This is a genomic window from Shewanella schlegeliana (genome assembly GCF_016765635.1).
Taxonomy (GTDB): Bacteria; Pseudomonadota; Gammaproteobacteria; order Enterobacterales; family Shewanellaceae; genus Shewanella; species Shewanella schlegeliana.
This window is the reverse complement of the sequence record NZ_JAESVD010000014.1, coordinates 100,190-114,690: the sequence shown is the minus strand read 5'-3', so window position 1 is coordinate 114,690 and position 14,501 is coordinate 100,190. Positions and strand designations below refer to the sequence as shown.

Sequence of the window (14,501 nt, the reverse complement as noted above, 5' to 3'; positions counted from 1 at the left end):
TCACCCGTCCGCCGCTCGTCACCTCAGGAGCAAGCTCCCTTGTGTTACCGCTCGACTTGCATGTGTTAGGCCTGCCGCCAGCGTTCAATCTGAGCCATGATCAAACTCTTCAATTAAAGTTTTTTTGCTTCACCTCGAAAGGGTCAGCGGCTCAACGAATTCTGTATTACATATTGCTATGAACACTCATTCATTAAGTAAATTTTTGACTGCTTCGTTAGAAGACAGTTTCGAATAACTTAATCTCTGTGAGTGCCCACACAGATTTGCTTGTCATATTGTTAAAGAGCGTGAAGTCGTCTTTCAGACTTCGCCTTAGACGCTTAGGTCGTTTGGCTGAGGAGGCGTATTCTACACTTCCCGTTGTTGGCGTCAAGCGTTTATTTTAAGAAGTTTTTCAAGCGTTGAATTCTTAATCAGAAGTCTTCACCGAAGGTCCTTAAACCGCTTGTCACCAGAGTTATCTTTCCGAAGAAGGTTAACTCACTAACTCTGCTTGCTAGGCGTGTTGCCTGCTGCGCCGTGTCAGTGGGGTCGCATTATAGGGAGATTCAAAAAGAGCGCAAGCGCTTTTTATAAGGAAATTGTTCGCATGCTGAACTTTTCATCAAAGCCCGCCTTCAAGGCTATTTATTCCACTTTTATTGCCTATAAGTTCACCATTTTAATGCCAAACCTTAGATAAAGTTCATTTTTTCAGCAACACACTAGAGTATTGGCTAATAATTCATTACCATATGCAGGTTATTAACAGTTAGTTATCAATTCATTTATTAACTCTTTAGAGATTATATTTATGCAGAAGTCATTCTTGATCGTATTGGCGGTAGCCATTATAGGTGCATTAGCCATTTTTCAGATTGCACCGGATCTAAACGGTGCCATAGCGTTCTTTACTGGTGCTATCATCGCAAGCGTTATTTTTTCTCTTCAATCTAAAACGCCTGCCTCTACAACTAACAGCAACGAACCATATAGCGGTCCAACAATGACACTATATGTAGGTAACCTTCCATATCGTGTTCATGAAGGTGAAGTAAAATCATTATTCGGTGAATTCGGTCCTGTAAATTCGGTACGTTTGGTTCGTGACCGCAAAACAGGACGCCGTAAAGGATTTGGATTTATTGAAATGTCTGAAGCCGGCGCAAAAAAAGCCATGGCTAAGCTAAACGAGTTCGACTTTCAGGAAAGAACATTGAAAGTGCGTGAAGCTAAATCACAAGACTCAGATAAAAGTGATAACAACGCATAAAGATATATAACTAACCTAGATTGGCTGAAGAGCGTGACACTATTGTTGTGAACCCTTTTTCAGCTAGTCTGGTTGTTAAACCCGCCGAAATATCTTCCGTAGTATAAATAGCCGTTAAACTCTTTTCTTTATTCTTATCAGCTCTTACGTCCCCCCTATTTTGCCCTCTTTCTAGTGATATCTCATTCAGCAGATATGCCACCCTTTGCGCAATAGCCACTCCAGAGTCAAGTAACTTCACTCCATGCCCGAGAACTTGCTGCATCTCTTGCGCTAATATAGGGAAGTGCGTACAGCCTAAAACCAAGGTATCTAGTTGCGATTCCTTTATCGGCCTAAGCTGAGACTCAAGCAGTTTAAGGTCAAGCTTATCTCCAGCCAGCTTTGCTTCGGCTAGCATTACAAGTTCTGATGATCCAAATAGTTCTACCTTGCAGCCATCGGCAAACTGTTCAATCAATTCTAGGGTATAAGAGCGTTTTATCGTTCCTGGCGTTGCGAGTAAGCCTATATGTCTTGCTTGCGATACTTTTGCTGCTGGCTTAATTGCAGGTACAACACCTACGACAGGAATCGAAAGTTGTGACCTTAAGCTGGGAAGCACTAATGTACTAGCCGAGTTACAAGCAACAATCACAAGTTCGGCAGCTATTCTCTGTGCCTGCTCACAAATAAGTTCAACACAGCCCTCAATAAGAACAGACTCTTCTAACTCTCCATAAGGCAAGCGTGCATTGTCAAATAAGTAGCAACAATCTTGGTCGGGTAATACTTTTCTGATCTCATCGAAGATCGATAAGCCACCGATCCCAGAATCAAAAATAAGAATAGGTCCAAACAAAAGTATTCTCCGCGATAGAGTTAAATGACAGTGATAAGCTTAAAAGAGCTACTGTTTGTCCGAGGTAGACAGCAGGAGCTGCAATATTGCTTTAGAATTTTCCCACAAGCTAGGTAAAATCGGAAGTGAGAAACTGGACATCCCAGCTATCTAGTATAATATTCCGCCCCTAATTAATGCCAACGGTGATCAAGATATGAATTTAGCAGCAATGGATCCTACAACCTATGATGTGCAACTCGAAGCAAAGCGCGTCAAGTTAAAGCAGTTATTTGCTGATTTTGATACCCCGGAACTTGAGACATTCAGCTCTCAACCTGCCCACTACCGTATGCGTGCGGAGTTTAGAGTTTGGCATGAGGGCGAAGATCTCTACTACTATATGTTCGATAAAGAACTTAATAGTAAAGTTCGTTGTGATCAGTTTCTACCCGCGAGCGAATTGATCAACAAGATGATGCCAGCTCTGGTTGAACTATTAAAGCCGAACACGATCTTGCGTCATCGCTTATTTCAAATTGACTTCCTATCCACAATGAGTGGTGAAATTTTAGTGTCGCTCTTGTACCACAAGCAGCTCGACAGCGAATGGGAGCAGCAAGCGAAAATCCTTAAGCAAACGCTTAGCACTCAATTCAATATGAACTTGATTGGTCGTGCCCGTAAGCAGAAGATCGTATTAGATAAAGACTTCGTAGTGGAGTCGCTCAATGTTGCAGGCAAACAGCTACAGTATCATCAAATAGAGAACAGCTTCACGCAACCTAACGGTAATGTGTCAGTAAAAATGCTGGAGTGGGCTATCGATGTCACCAAAAATAGCACTGGCGATCTACTGGAGCTTTATTGTGGTAACGGTAACTTCTCTATCGCTTTGGCACAAAACTTTGATCGTGTATTAGCAACGGAACTCGCCAAACCGTCTGTTGAGTCAGCACAATATAATATTGAGGTTAACCAAGTCGAAAACCTGCAGATCATCAGAATGTCAGCAGAAGACTTTACCGAAGCTATGGCAAAGAAGCGCAGCTTCAGACGTTTGGAAGGTATCGATTTAGATAGCTATAACTGTAATACCATTTTTGTCGACCCACCACGCGCAGGCTTGGATGCCGACACAGTTAAGCTAGTACAAGGTTATGAGCGTATCGTTTATATCTCATGTAACCCCCACACCCTAATCGATAACCTGTCTGAGCTGAGCAAGACCCATAAGATCACTCGGTTCGCCTTGTTCGATCAGTTCCCTTATACCGATCATATGGAATCGGGTGTCTTCCTCGAGAAGAGATAGCTCTAAGCGAAAACCTAACCAAAAAACGGCATCCTTCAGGATGCCGTTTTTGTTTATAGTAAATTACTTCTGCTCTTTCTTATGCTGTAGCGCTTCGGCCCCTTTTGCAATCATGTGCAACTGGATAACTAAACGGTCAGCTAAGATTTTACGATCCGCGCGCTTCATATCAAGTGCTGCAGCTCCGGCATTAAACACAAGTGTCACTAGCGCCTCGGCTTGTGCATGGGCGAGCTCTGGTGAACGGTTTGCCGTAGCCTCGGTATAATGAGCTAACTCAGAAATAAAGTGCTCTATTTCACGGGCTACTGCACCTCTAAAGGGGGCTGATGTACCAGAACGTTCGTGCAGTAAAATACGGAATACGTTAGGATTAGACTCAAGCACTTCCATAAAGGTTTCTACAGAAATACGAATTACGCTACCACCGGCTTCAGCACGTTGACGTCCTTTACGCATCATCTGTCTTAGCGTAAGACCACCTTCATCTACCATGGTCAAACCGAGCTCATTCATATCTTTAAAGTGACGATAGAAAGATGTCGGGGCAATATTCGCTTCACGCGCAACTTCACGCAAACTCAGGCTAGAAAAGCTACGCTCAGCACTTAGCTGACTAAATGCCGCATCGACAAGTGCCCGCCGCGTTTTCTCTTTTTGTTGTGCTCTAATGCCCATGTTGAACCTACTTACAAAAATTATTCCTTGAATAATACCGCTTTTTAACACAAAACGCAGCATCAACAAACTTGACCCAGATCACTATCCAAGTTAAATTGGCGTACAGATGTACGCTCAACTTGAGATTATAAATATAATGAAAAAACCTCCAATCATCTGGATGAATGTGGGCCTGTTTAGCATCACCTTCATCTGCGCAGTAATTTTCGTTCCCTGGTATGGCATTACCCATGGCTTTGACGCCATCGAATGGGTTGCTTTTGTCGTGCTCGCCTTTGCGAGCGGCCTATCGATTACTGGTGGATACCATAGGCTCTGGTCTCATCGTACCTATAAAGCCCATGCTTCAGTGCGATTCCTCTATGCTTTAGGTGGAGCGTTAGCCCTGCAAAACAGCGCACTACACTGGTCTTCAGACCATCGAGTACACCACAAGCATGTCGATAATAACGATAAGGACCCCTACTCTGCCAAAATGGGATTCTGGTACAGCCATATTGGCTGGATGCTACGTGAGTATCAGGCCCAGCGTTATCATGACTACAAAAACGTTCGCGATCTTCAAAATGATAAAATCGTCATGTGGCAGCACAAGCACTACTTACCGCTTCTAATCGTTATGAACTTTGGCTTACCCATACTATTAGGTTGGCTAAACGGTGATATCTTGGGCATGCTGTTGTTAGCCGGATTGCTGCGCTTGGTTGTCGTTCACCACTGTACTTTTTTCATTAATTCTCTAGCGCATGTCTGGGGCTCACAGCCCTACACAGACAAAAATACCGCTCGTGATAACGGCTTCATTGCACTGTTAACCTATGGTGAGGGATACCATAACTACCACCATATTTTTGAGAATGATTACCGAAATGGGATCCATTGGTGGCAGTACGATCCAACCAAATGGCTGATTAACACCTTAGCCTGGATGGGATTAGCCGATAGTCGCCGAGTGGTACCACAAGAGCGAATCGAATATGCTCGATTGCAGATGCAGCTAAAACGCACCCAAAGTAAAGTGGCTCACCTCCCGAATAGCGAAGAGCTAATCGAAAAGTTACAAACAGAATATGAAACGTTGAAGGCTCATCTAGGCGAGTATTACGATGCCAAGAAGGCGTTACTTGAAGCCAAGCGCAAACAACTGGCAGACAAGCATCTGCTTAGCCAAGTGAAAGAGCTAAAACTACGTTTCAAGCAGCAACAAAAAAGCTGGCACAGTTTAACCGCAAGCTTTAGCTAGACCCATTATAGAGACAAAGCCGCTACGTCAGCGGCTTTGCTGTTTTTACGGGTCATGTTTTCCCATTCCTAACAAATATTGCTATCGATGATAAGGTTCAAGTCTCAACTTGTGGCGGAGGCCGATTGAAGTCCCTAGGTTATGGGTCTATTATGATCGGCTACTTACTATTTTCAGGGCGTTTTAAGCTCATGTCAGATTCAGAAATCAAACTTACCGAGTATAGCCACGGCGCAGGTTGCGGCTGCAAAATTTCACCAAAAGTGCTCGGCACCATACTCGCCAGCCAGCTACCTGTATTTGACGATCCGAATCTACTGGTGGGTAACCAGACTCGTGATGATGCCGCTGTCTATAAGCTAAACGAGACCACTGGCATTATTAGTACCACTGATTTCTTTATGCCAATCGTTGACGACCCATTTACCTTTGGCCGCATCGCTGCGACAAACGCTATCAGCGATATCTATGCTATGGGTGGCACACCTATGATGGCTATCGCAATTTTAGGTTGGCCTGTAAACAAGCTACCAGCCGAGGTTGCTCAGCAAGTCGTCGACGGAGGCCGTAAAGCCTGTGCCGACGCAGGCATCATGCTAGCCGGTGGCCACAGTATCGACTCGCCAGAGCCTATTTTTGGTCTCGCGGTAACGGGGCAGATCCCATTAGATGAACTCAAGCAAAACGATACTGCGAAGGCAGGAGACAAGCTATATATCACTAAGCCTCTCGGTATTGGTATTTTAACAACCGCCCAGAAACAGAAGAAGCTTGCCGACGCCGATCTAAACACCGCTGCTGAGGCCATGTGTCAGCTCAATATTCTTGGCCCTAAAATCGCTAAGATCCCACAAGTAAATGCACTTACCGATGTCACAGGATTTGGTCTAGCTGGCCATCTACTAGAGATGTGTCATGGTGCAGACTTGAGTGCCAAGCTTGATGTCAGCCTATTGCCACTACTGCCAAATGCTCGTCACTATCTAGAGCTAGGCTGCATTCCTGGAGGCACTCACAGAAACTTCGACAGTTATGGTGAGCACTTACCTAGATTAACTGATGAGCAAAAAGCGATTATCTGTGATCCACAGACCAGTGGCGGTTTGTTAATAGCGATCTCTACAGAAGGCGAAGCAGCACTACAAAGTCTGCTGGCTGAAAATGGTATTGAGCCAGTTTGTATCGGCCAATTAGTCGAAAAGAATATGCTTAACACCGTGGAGCTAATTTAATGTCACTCAACAAAGTGCACGCAAGCGAATATCGCCGAATACTCGTTAACGATCATCCTATAATGGATGCGCGCGCACCAGTAGAGTTTGAGAAAGGGGCCTTCCCTGCCAGCGTCAATCATCCCCTAATGGAAGATGAAGAGCGCAGACTTGTAGGTACTTGCTACAAGGAGCGAGGCCAAGCTGCTGCCATAGAACTGGGGCACTCCTTGGTTCATGGTGAAGTGAAGCAACAGAGAATTGACACTTGGCTACGCTTTTTTGAGAAAAACCCCGATGGCTACCTCTACTGTTTTCGTGGCGGCCTTCGCTCACAGCTAACCCAGCAATGGCTAAAGGAAGCTGGCCTAGATATCCCCTTTATTGAAGGCGGCTATAAAGCAATGCGCCAGTATCTGATTGAAACCATCGATGATGCGCCAAACGTCAAACCCATGCTTATTCTGAGCGGGATCACTGGTAGTGGTAAAACCGATTTCCTGCTACAGCGAAAAGAAGCAGTAGATTTAGAGGGGCTGGCCCACCATAGGGGCTCAAGCTTTGGCCGCTACCACGAGGGACAGCCTAGCCAGATCAACTTCGAAAACTCTCTGGCGGTGGCACTATTGAAGCATCAAGATAGCGATGCAAAACATCTACTGCTTGAAGATGAGAGCTATCTGATTGGTCGTTCAGCACTACCACAAGCTTTTTATGCCGGAATGCAAAGTGCTAACGTATTGGTACTCGAAGAAAGCTTAGATGCAAGATTGGCACGTCTACTCAATGAGTACGTACATAAGATGCATAGTGGTTACCTCGAAAGACTCGGTGAAGAGGCTGGCTTTGAGGCGTTTGCCCAGTACTTAGCCCAGAGCATCACAGGCATCAAAAAACGCTTAGGTAACAAACAGCACGATGAGTTTCAGGCAATAATCACTAACGCCCTAAATATTCAGGCGAGCCAAAACGACACCAGTGCCCATTTAGAGTGGATTGAATTGCTATTGGTAAAATACTACGACCCTATGTATCAATATCAAATTGATAAGAAGGCTCAACGCATCATCTTTAAAGGTGATCACCAAGCGATGCATCAGTGGCTAGATAACCACTAATACCAATCAGTACAAGCTTTAAGCGAATCCCGTTAGCCTGTCACCTTCGGCTGCTAACGGGGTTATTTCTACCTTCTGCACTCTTCCTGCAACGGCATCAAACTTAACGAGCACGACTTTAAAGTCAACAAACTCTGCACGGGTTTTAAGCTTGTCCACAGAGGACTTATCCCCGCAGATCACGCTATCAATATCGATATGACGCTCCGCATACCAAGTCAGTCTAGATAGTATCCAGCTAGCCAAGCCGTGATTAGCAGTTTTTTGGTAAACCTCCGGCGCAAATAAGAGTGGATGGCTAAAACTACCGAAGATAACCGCCAAGTCACGCCAAGTCGCTTGCTCAACCACCACTAACAACCTAGGAGACTTATGCAGCTCTCCAGTATCAAGCAGCTTAGTGGTATACCTAACTCTACGAATTAAGTAGCTAATAACACTCAAGAGCAATTCGGGCCAACGCCAGAGCAGGTAAGCAAGCACCACAAGATTGGCGCTCGCTAAGAGCAAAAACAGCTGCGCTATCGACCATTGCAATACATTGAGTGCCAGCATGGCAAAGATAGCCGAGCTCACCATAAACAGGGCATTAATAATATTATTGCTGGCTATCGCCTGCGCGCACTCGCCCTCTTTGGCTCGTGCTTGAATGTAGGTGTAAAGCGGCACAATAAACAAACCACCACCTACGCCGATCATAAATAGATCAAGCATCAGGCGGTAATGCTCCGCCTCTACAATGAAGCTTTGTAGGCTATAGAGCGTTTCAACACTGGTCATAGCGGGTAGCGCAAAGTAGAGGTCGATGCCAAAAATGGCTAATAGCATCAAGCCTAATGGCATTACCCCCAATTCGACCTGCCGACAAGACAAGCGCTCACAGATAAAGGAGCCTGTACCGATCCCCACCGAAAACAGCAGCAAGAGTAGCGAAACAACGGTGGGATCGGCGTTTAACGTAATACGAGCAAAGTTTGGAAACTGAGTGAGATAAGTCGCGCCAACAAACCAAAACCAACTAATAGCTAAGATGGCAGTCCAGATCTCGGGAGATTGGCGCACCTTTTTTATATTGGCCATCGTAGCGGAGATAATAGCAAAGCGTGGCTTCACATCTGAATGAGCGGGAATGCTAGGAATAAACCAACTGGCCGTCATACCTATCAATGCTAGAATAAATACCGTGGCTGCAGCCCAATAAGTTGCATAGTCACTGGCAACTATCATTCCAGCTGAAATGGTACCGGCTAAAATAGCCAAGAAGGTGCCCATCTCGACCCACGCATTACCAGAGACCAGCTCACTGTCGCGCAGCACTCTAGGTAACAGGGAGTACTTTACTGGTCCAAAATAGGCAGATTGTACTCCAGTCAAAAACAACAATAGCAACATCACTAGATAACTGTGGCTGATAATGGCAAATATCGCCACCGTCATAATCACTAGCTCAAGAACCTTAAGCCGGCGGATCAACAAGGCTTTATCGACACTGTCAGCCACCTGCCCAGCATGGGCAGAAAACAGCAGGAAAGGCAGAATAAACAAGCCTGCGGCTAAGTTTACAAATAGGTGAACATCTATGGGTAATTCGTCGACCTGAGAGTAGCTCACTAACAGCAATAGAACGTTCTTAAATACATTGTCATTCAATGCACCTAGGCATTGAGTCACAAAGTAAGGTAAGAAACGTCGGCTAAATAACATCGGCCTTAGCAATGTTCCTGTTTGAAGTAACTCATCAACAGCCTTGGCTCGCCCTCTCCAAAGTAATCAGCCTCGAAGCCCATCTCTGTAAAACCACAGCGCAGATATAATGCCCTTGCCGGGTTATCTGGCGCGACGGTCAAGTTGATCTGATTAACCTCAGAAGGAAGAGTGGCTAATAGTTGTGAGATAAGCTTGCTGCCAATGCCCTTACCGCGCGCACTGTCCGATACCGCGATCGATAGAATCCAAGCGACATCAGCTTTAGCACTATTGGATGCCAGTAGATAACCGATCACTCTAGCGTCGGCATTTTTAGCTACCAGAAAACCATCAGGCCAACAGTCTAATGCCTGTCTAAAGAAAAAGTCAGGGTAGCAATGCCCGGCAAAACATTGTTGCTCGAGCGCATCGATCGCCTTTAAGTCTTGCTTTGTGGCAATACTGAGTTGAATTGAATCACTCATTGATTAGAATTTGGTCCCACTCAAGTGCTGGTGCGCCAACCACGATAAAATTCGGGTTTTCGAGGCTTTCGCGTTCATTGTAGGTCAGCGGTTGCAGGTTAAGATCCATGATCTGCCCCCCCGCTTCTTCAACAATGATCTGCGCCGCACCTGTATCCCACTCACCTGTAGGCCCAATACGTACGTAGCAATCGGCTCGCCCTTCGGCAATTAGGCAACTCTTGAGTGCAGCACCACCGAGCACCACTAATTCACAGTGTTTATTCTGATTAAAGAGTTTAATCACAGACTGAGGGTCTTGACGACGGCTTACCGCTAAACGCAGTGAGTCGGAGGTATCACGAGTTAGCTGCTTACTGCAAATACGCACTTCGTTGCCGCCTTTACGCTTATAGGAGCCCAAACCGGCGATGGCGTAATAACAAACTTCGGTCATAGGTGCATACACCACGCCAAGAATGGGACGGTTATGCTCAACTAAGGCAATAATGACCGAGAAGTCACCGCTGCCAGCAATAAATTCACCAGTGCCATCCAGCGGATCGACCAACCAGTAGCGCTGCCAATCACAGCGTTCAGAAAAGGGGATATCGGCATCTTCTTCAGACAGAACAGGAATGTCAGGCGTTAATGCCTGTAAAGCTGTAGTAATAATCTCATGGGCAGCAAGATCGGCAGAAGTCACAGGGGTATTATCAGATTTTATCTCGCGCTGAAAATCACCTTTCTGATAGATATCGCGGATCTTCTTACCGGCTAACGTGGCGATCTCAATGACTTGATCTACATAATTCTCTGGCTTCATAACTACTCCAACAGCCTAATACCCATGACCTACGTCGACTTTTACTAACTTAGTTGTAGATGTTTTAATGCTAAAAATAAAGCACTTACGCTGCGAGATTCGGAAAAATCTTCCTCTTCGAGCAGTTCCTGCCAGTTTGCTATCGGCCAAGTTACCAAATCGATAGGCTCAGGCTCATCACCTTCGAGGCGACTCTCATAGAGATCTTCGGCTAAAAATATCTGCATTTTACTGGCGAAATAACCCGGCGCTAAGCTTAATTCCATTAAATGGGTTAGCTTTCTCGCCCCATAACCAATCTCTTCTTGCAGCTCACGATTCGCAGCTTCATGAGCCTCCTCACCAGGATCGATCAACCCCTTAGGAAAGCCAAGCTCATAGCTATGAGTACCAGCAGCGTATTCTCGGCCCAATAGTAGCTGCTCTCGGCTTAACACTGGCACAACCATTACCGCGCCCCGATTATTGCCCTTCATGCGCTCATATTGACGCTCGACTTGATTGGAAAACCTCAAGTGCACCTGCTCTATTTGAAATAGTCGGCTCGATGCAACCACTTCGGCATGCAAAATCTCAGGCTTATCATTCTTTTTAGTCATACGGGTCTCGGGGCGGCTGCCAATTCAAGTATAATCTTACTATTGTTCTCCCAATCTACAACATGAATTTTCTAGGATCACTAATCTATGTTTCCATGGAATGAAATTGATACCGTTCTACTCGATATGGACGGCACCTTGCTCGATCTGCACTTTGACAACCACTTCTGGTTACAGATTATCCCCCATGAGTTGAGCCAAGAGCGTGACATATCGGTAAAAGAAGCGAGTGAATGGGTTGAGCAGTGTTATGCCAATGTCGAGGGTACCTTAAACTGGTACTGTCTCGATTACTGGCAGCAACAGATGGGACTAGATATTATGGCGTTGCATCGCAAGTTGGTTGAACGGATCCAGCTACGCCAAGACAGCATGCCCTTTCTAGACGCCCTAAAACGCGCGAATAAATCACGGATCCTAGTCACTAATGCCCACCCTAAGAATCTCGCGCTGAAGTTAGAACATACAGATTTAAGCTTAGGCCTAGATCATATGATCTCGAGCCATGAAACAGGCTACCCAAAGGAGCATCCGTTATTTTGGCAGCATCTGTTTCTGCAATACAAACTCGACCCAAGCCGCTGCCTGTTTATCGATGATAACGAAGCCATACTTCAGGCGGCAAGACTCGCAGGCGTCGGTTATCAGTTAGGCATAGCTAACCCAGATAGCCAGAAACCCAACAAGATCTTCGATGACTTCCCTGCCATTGAAGACTATCACCACCTATTAGATGAACTCATAAAGTCATCGTAAAACACAAAAAAGGCGCCAATATGGCGCCTTTTGCTATTAACGAAATAGATTAACCTCTAGATAGGCAAACGCCCTTGATAGGTTATCGGGTAATAACCTTGACTGTCTTTCTTACCTAAGAAAGAAAGTGCTTTCTTAAGATCATCAGGCTGAGTGTTCACTTCACGAATTTTCGCGTTCACCTGCACCATCTTGTTATCGGCTAATACAATATTACCATCGAGACCTAAAGCGTTAAGCTTTTCATCTGTGGTTAATTCAACTTTTCCATCAAGGCACGCTAGACCAAGGGCAATATCGCCTAACGGGTATTTACCAAACTGGTTAGTCACATTCACTTGATTCAAGAATAACTTGCCCGACAGCTGTTCACACCAAGGCAAGCCCTGTTCAAAGTTATCAACTAATACACTTAACTCGCCATTTACTTTCGTTCTAAAGGGTAAGTTAGTACGTCCTAACAGGAAGCTGCTTGGTGCCTCAAATCTTAAACCGCTAACATCTAATCCACTTAGCGAATAGGCTAGCGTTCCCTTACCGTTTACCGCGCTGGCTCTGTTACCAATAACGACATCGGCCTTAACAGTGCCTGTCAGTAATGACCAAACATTAAGATCCCAGCTTATCATCTCCACTTGGCGCTTCTGTACGCTCAGCGTATCGATGCTGCCAGCCCAGATAGTGCCGCTGACACCACTGATACTGATGTTTTTCGGAATGGGCGCCAATTTAACTGCAACACTGGCCGGAAATAGCACCACTAAAAAGACCAAATAAACCAAAAAGCCAAGGGCTATCTTTTTTGCTAATTTCACTACAACACCTTATTTAGATAGCTGAATACGACGAACGTTAACGTAACCTGGAGTATCAGACTCGGCTAAGTCTAGGCTCTCTAATGACAATCCCTTGTTTTGCACCAATTCATTCAAGTAGTTCAACAGGGTATCAAACGGTACTTCATCCATCCAAACCTGGATCTTATTACCTTGAGGCTGCATGCGGGTAATCGTCAACCCGAACGCGCCAGCGGTCTGATTAACCGCCGCACTTAAACTGCCTCTAAAAGCATTGCTACCACCGCTCTGTTTAAGCCCTGCAATGCGGTTAGCAGTCTGCTTAACATAATTTAAGGTGCTTTGTTGGCCTTCGAGATTACGCTCCGCCTCGTCTTCGGCATTGGCGATTGGCGTCCAGACGCCCCAATACAAAATACCGATGACTAACACCACACCACAGGCGGCAACCATCTGTTGTTCGCGAAGAACCAGTCCATTCCACCAAGCTTTAAAGTTTTCCATCTTATTTGCTCCTTATGGTTAAGGTGCTGGTGACTTGCGATTCACCACTGTTCATTGCACCACCATCGAGCTTGTAAGAGCGCGAAATGATCTCTTTGAACTTCTCAATTTGCTCATAGTTTTTGGCTGTGACCTGCATACGAATTTCGTTGCGGTTACTGTCAAAACGTAACGTGGTCGGCTTAAGAACTGGCACTTGAGCAAAGGCGTCTTGCATACCGCTAAGCATGACAAAGAACTCGCTGCCACTGCCGCCACCTTGAAGTGTACGAACATAACTTTCCATCTGAGAGCGTAGGTTAACCACTCTTGAACTGCCTGGTACCACTTGCTTGTAGATCTGCTCACTCTGAGCCTTTAACTTATCGGCCTCACTATTCATCTGATGAATGTTTAGCCCTTTATTTACCAGTGCTAAAACAATAACCACAGCAAATGCGATAGCGGCGTTACGCCATAAAGTGAGATGCTTACCATACTCTTTCTTTGGTTTGTAAATACCAGAAAGCAGGTTCATCGGTGCATTCAACACGCCTTTAGCTAACACTAGCATTGGCAGGTCAAGCGGCTGCACTTTGACTTCAGTACCAGCAAGTTGCAGCTCGGTATAACCCGCTACTGTCGTTGCCGTATCTTCATTGCCAATCAACTGCGGCAAAGCCATATCCAGCCAGCTCTCGCTTAAACTTACGCCGCTACCTTCACCGGTACGCAGCAAGATCTCTTTGCCAAAACTCATCGCAGCCCAGTCACATTCAGCCAATGGCAGCGCTAAACAATCTGGTATGATAGATTTTGCCTTTAGTCCTGCATCAGCAAGCCATTCGATCCACGCCTGCATCTGTTCATGAGCAACCACGGCAATACTGAGCAAGTCGCCACTGCGAGGTCCGGTGACAAAATGCAATTCATCCACATTTTGCGCAAGGTTCTCTTCCAGCATAAAAGGCAGTGCCTTAACCGCTTGACGCTGACTCTTCTCTGGTAGCTCTACTTGGGTTAACGTAATGCTTGAAGCGGGTACTAATATGTCAACCGCACGATTACCCGCCCTTTCAGTAAGAGTCGATAGTGCACTGGCGTCGCTAAGCTCGCCAGAGCCTATAATTTCTTGTTCCTGCTCAGACCAAACCAGCCAAGAGCAAGGTTGCTCGGCAGTTTGCCCTAAGCGGATGAATAGTCTTTCACTCACTGATCTGTCTCCACAAGTCTCTTTAAGCTCGTTT

At 45.7% G+C, this 14,501-nt stretch carries 15 protein-coding genes and 1 rRNA gene; 6 read left to right on the top strand and 10 right to left on the bottom strand.

The genetic code is table 11. The annotated features are described in order from the left end of the window. Positions 1-116, bottom strand: a 16S ribosomal RNA gene (locus JMA39_RS19635); the annotation flags it as partial. A gap of 680 nt (positions 117-796) precedes the next feature. On the opposite strand from JMA39_RS19635, the gene JMA39_RS19630 reads away from it, so the two are divergent. Next, complete coding sequence (locus tag JMA39_RS19630) at positions 797-1,255, top strand: RNA recognition motif domain-containing protein (RefSeq protein WP_202723589.1); 459 nt, start codon at positions 797-799, stop codon at positions 1,253-1,255. Positions 1,256-1,265: 10 nt separating this feature from the next. On the opposite strand, the gene murI is transcribed toward JMA39_RS19630, so the two are convergent. Further along, positions 1,266-2,096: a glutamate racemase gene (gene murI, locus JMA39_RS19625; RefSeq protein WP_202723588.1), complete on the bottom strand. Its 831-nt coding sequence runs from the start codon at positions 2,094-2,096 to the stop codon at positions 1,266-1,268. 196 nt (positions 2,097-2,292) lie between these two features. Between murI and trmA the strand changes: the two genes are divergently transcribed. After that, positions 2,293-3,390 carry a tRNA (uridine(54)-C5)-methyltransferase TrmA gene (gene trmA / locus JMA39_RS19620; RefSeq protein ID WP_202723587.1) on the top strand — a complete coding sequence of 366 codons (1,098 nt, stop codon included), beginning with the start codon at positions 2,293-2,295 and terminating at the stop codon, positions 3,388-3,390. A gap of 63 nt (positions 3,391-3,453) precedes the next feature. On the opposite strand, the gene fabR is transcribed toward trmA, so the two are convergent. Then, positions 3,454-4,068, bottom strand: coding sequence for an HTH-type transcriptional repressor FabR (gene fabR, locus JMA39_RS19615; protein ID WP_202723586.1), 615 nt, complete (start codon positions 4,066-4,068; stop codon positions 3,454-3,456). 139 nt (positions 4,069-4,207) lie between these two features. On the opposite strand from fabR, the gene JMA39_RS19610 reads away from it, so the two are divergent. The 3 genes from JMA39_RS19610 to mnmH all read left to right on the top strand — a co-directional run bounded on the left by JMA39_RS19610 (position 4,208) and on the right by mnmH (position 7,643). Then, the gene (locus JMA39_RS19610) at positions 4,208-5,314 is read left to right on the top strand and encodes a fatty acid desaturase (RefSeq protein WP_202723585.1); all 1,107 of its coding nucleotides are present in this window, start codon (positions 4,208-4,210) and stop codon (positions 5,312-5,314) included. 191 nt (positions 5,315-5,505) lie between these two features. Continuing rightward, entirely contained in the window at positions 5,506-6,546 is a 1,041-nt protein-coding gene (gene selD / locus JMA39_RS19605; RefSeq protein ID WP_202723584.1) for a selenide, water dikinase SelD, read from the top strand. After that, positions 6,546-7,643: a tRNA 2-selenouridine(34) synthase MnmH gene (mnmH, locus tag JMA39_RS19600; protein ID WP_202723583.1), complete on the top strand. Its 1,098-nt coding sequence runs from the start codon at positions 6,546-6,548 to the stop codon at positions 7,641-7,643. The genes selD and mnmH overlap by 1 nt, the downstream gene beginning before the upstream one ends. A gap of 18 nt (positions 7,644-7,661) precedes the next feature. On the opposite strand, the gene JMA39_RS19595 is transcribed toward mnmH, so the two are convergent. The 4 genes from JMA39_RS19595 to nudE are packed head-to-tail and all read right to left on the bottom strand — an operon-like array spanning position 7,662 to position 11,218. Next, complete coding sequence (locus JMA39_RS19595) at positions 7,662-9,347, bottom strand: MFS transporter (protein WP_202723582.1); 1,686 nt, start codon at positions 9,345-9,347, stop codon at positions 7,662-7,664. Between the two features lie 5 nt (positions 9,348-9,352). Then, on the bottom strand, positions 9,353-9,814 hold the full coding sequence (locus JMA39_RS19590; protein ID WP_202723581.1) for a GNAT family N-acetyltransferase: 462 nt from the start codon (positions 9,812-9,814) through the stop codon (positions 9,353-9,355). Beyond that, positions 9,807-10,619 (bottom strand): 3'(2'),5'-bisphosphate nucleotidase CysQ, encoded by an 813-nt coding sequence (gene cysQ / locus JMA39_RS19585; RefSeq protein WP_202723580.1) that lies wholly within the window; start codon positions 10,617-10,619, stop codon positions 9,807-9,809. Before cysQ ends, JMA39_RS19590 begins: the two co-directional genes overlap by 8 nt. A 44-nt stretch (positions 10,620-10,663) precedes the next feature. Next, the gene (gene nudE / locus JMA39_RS19580) at positions 10,664-11,218 is read right to left on the bottom strand and encodes an ADP compounds hydrolase NudE (protein WP_202723579.1); all 555 of its coding nucleotides are present in this window, start codon (positions 11,216-11,218) and stop codon (positions 10,664-10,666) included. Between the two features lie 87 nt (positions 11,219-11,305). Between nudE and yrfG the strand changes: the two genes are divergently transcribed. Then, the gene (yrfG, locus tag JMA39_RS19575; protein WP_202723578.1) at positions 11,306-11,974 is read left to right on the top strand and encodes a GMP/IMP nucleotidase; all 669 of its coding nucleotides are present in this window, start codon (positions 11,306-11,308) and stop codon (positions 11,972-11,974) included. Positions 11,975-12,030: 56 nt separating this feature from the next. Here yrfG and JMA39_RS19570 read toward each other — a convergent pair whose 3' ends face one another. The 3 genes from JMA39_RS19570 to gspL are packed head-to-tail and all read right to left on the bottom strand — an operon-like array spanning position 12,031 to position 14,467. After that, positions 12,031-12,789 carry a type II secretion system protein N gene (locus JMA39_RS19570; RefSeq protein WP_202723577.1) on the bottom strand — a complete coding sequence of 253 codons (759 nt, stop codon included), beginning with the start codon at positions 12,787-12,789 and terminating at the stop codon, positions 12,031-12,033. Positions 12,790-12,798: 9 nt separating this feature from the next. After that, positions 12,799-13,275, bottom strand: coding sequence for a type II secretion system protein M (locus JMA39_RS19565; protein ID WP_202723576.1), 477 nt, complete (start codon positions 13,273-13,275; stop codon positions 12,799-12,801). A 1-nt stretch (position 13,276) separates the two neighbouring features. Then, positions 13,277-14,467: a type II secretion system protein GspL gene (gene gspL, locus JMA39_RS19560; protein ID WP_202723575.1), complete on the bottom strand. Its 1,191-nt coding sequence runs from the start codon at positions 14,465-14,467 to the stop codon at positions 13,277-13,279. Between the last annotated feature and the right edge of the window lie 34 nt (positions 14,468-14,501).

What these genes read in the sequence shown, in the direction of transcription:
- JMA39_RS19630 (WP_202723589.1), top strand. Translation starts at nt 797, where the DNA reads ATGCAGAAGTCATTCTTGATCGTATTGGCGGTAGCCATTATAGGTGCA.
- trmA (WP_202723587.1), top strand. Translation starts at nt 2,293, where the DNA reads ATGAATTTAGCAGCAATGGATCCTACAACCTATGATGTGCAACTCGAA.
- fabR (WP_202723586.1), bottom strand. Translation starts at nt 4,068, where the DNA reads ATGGGCATTAGAGCACAACAAAAAGAGAAAACGCGGCGGGCACTTGTC.
- JMA39_RS19610 (WP_202723585.1), top strand. Translation starts at nt 4,208, where the DNA reads ATGAAAAAACCTCCAATCATCTGGATGAATGTGGGCCTGTTTAGCATC.
- selD (WP_202723584.1), top strand. Translation starts at nt 5,506, where the DNA reads ATGTCAGATTCAGAAATCAAACTTACCGAGTATAGCCACGGCGCAGGT.
- mnmH (WP_202723583.1), top strand. Translation starts at nt 6,546, where the DNA reads ATGTCACTCAACAAAGTGCACGCAAGCGAATATCGCCGAATACTCGTT.
- JMA39_RS19595 (WP_202723582.1), bottom strand. Translation starts at nt 9,347, where the DNA reads ATGTTATTTAGCCGACGTTTCTTACCTTACTTTGTGACTCAATGCCTA.
- JMA39_RS19590 (WP_202723581.1), bottom strand. Translation starts at nt 9,814, where the DNA reads ATGAGTGATTCAATTCAACTCAGTATTGCCACAAAGCAAGACTTAAAG.
- cysQ (WP_202723580.1), bottom strand. Translation starts at nt 10,619, where the DNA reads ATGAAGCCAGAGAATTATGTAGATCAAGTCATTGAGATCGCCACGTTA.
- nudE (WP_202723579.1), bottom strand. Translation starts at nt 11,218, where the DNA reads ATGACTAAAAAGAATGATAAGCCTGAGATTTTGCATGCCGAAGTGGTT.
- yrfG (WP_202723578.1), top strand. Translation starts at nt 11,306, where the DNA reads ATGTTTCCATGGAATGAAATTGATACCGTTCTACTCGATATGGACGGC.
- JMA39_RS19565 (WP_202723576.1), bottom strand. Translation starts at nt 13,275, where the DNA reads ATGGAAAACTTTAAAGCTTGGTGGAATGGACTGGTTCTTCGCGAACAA.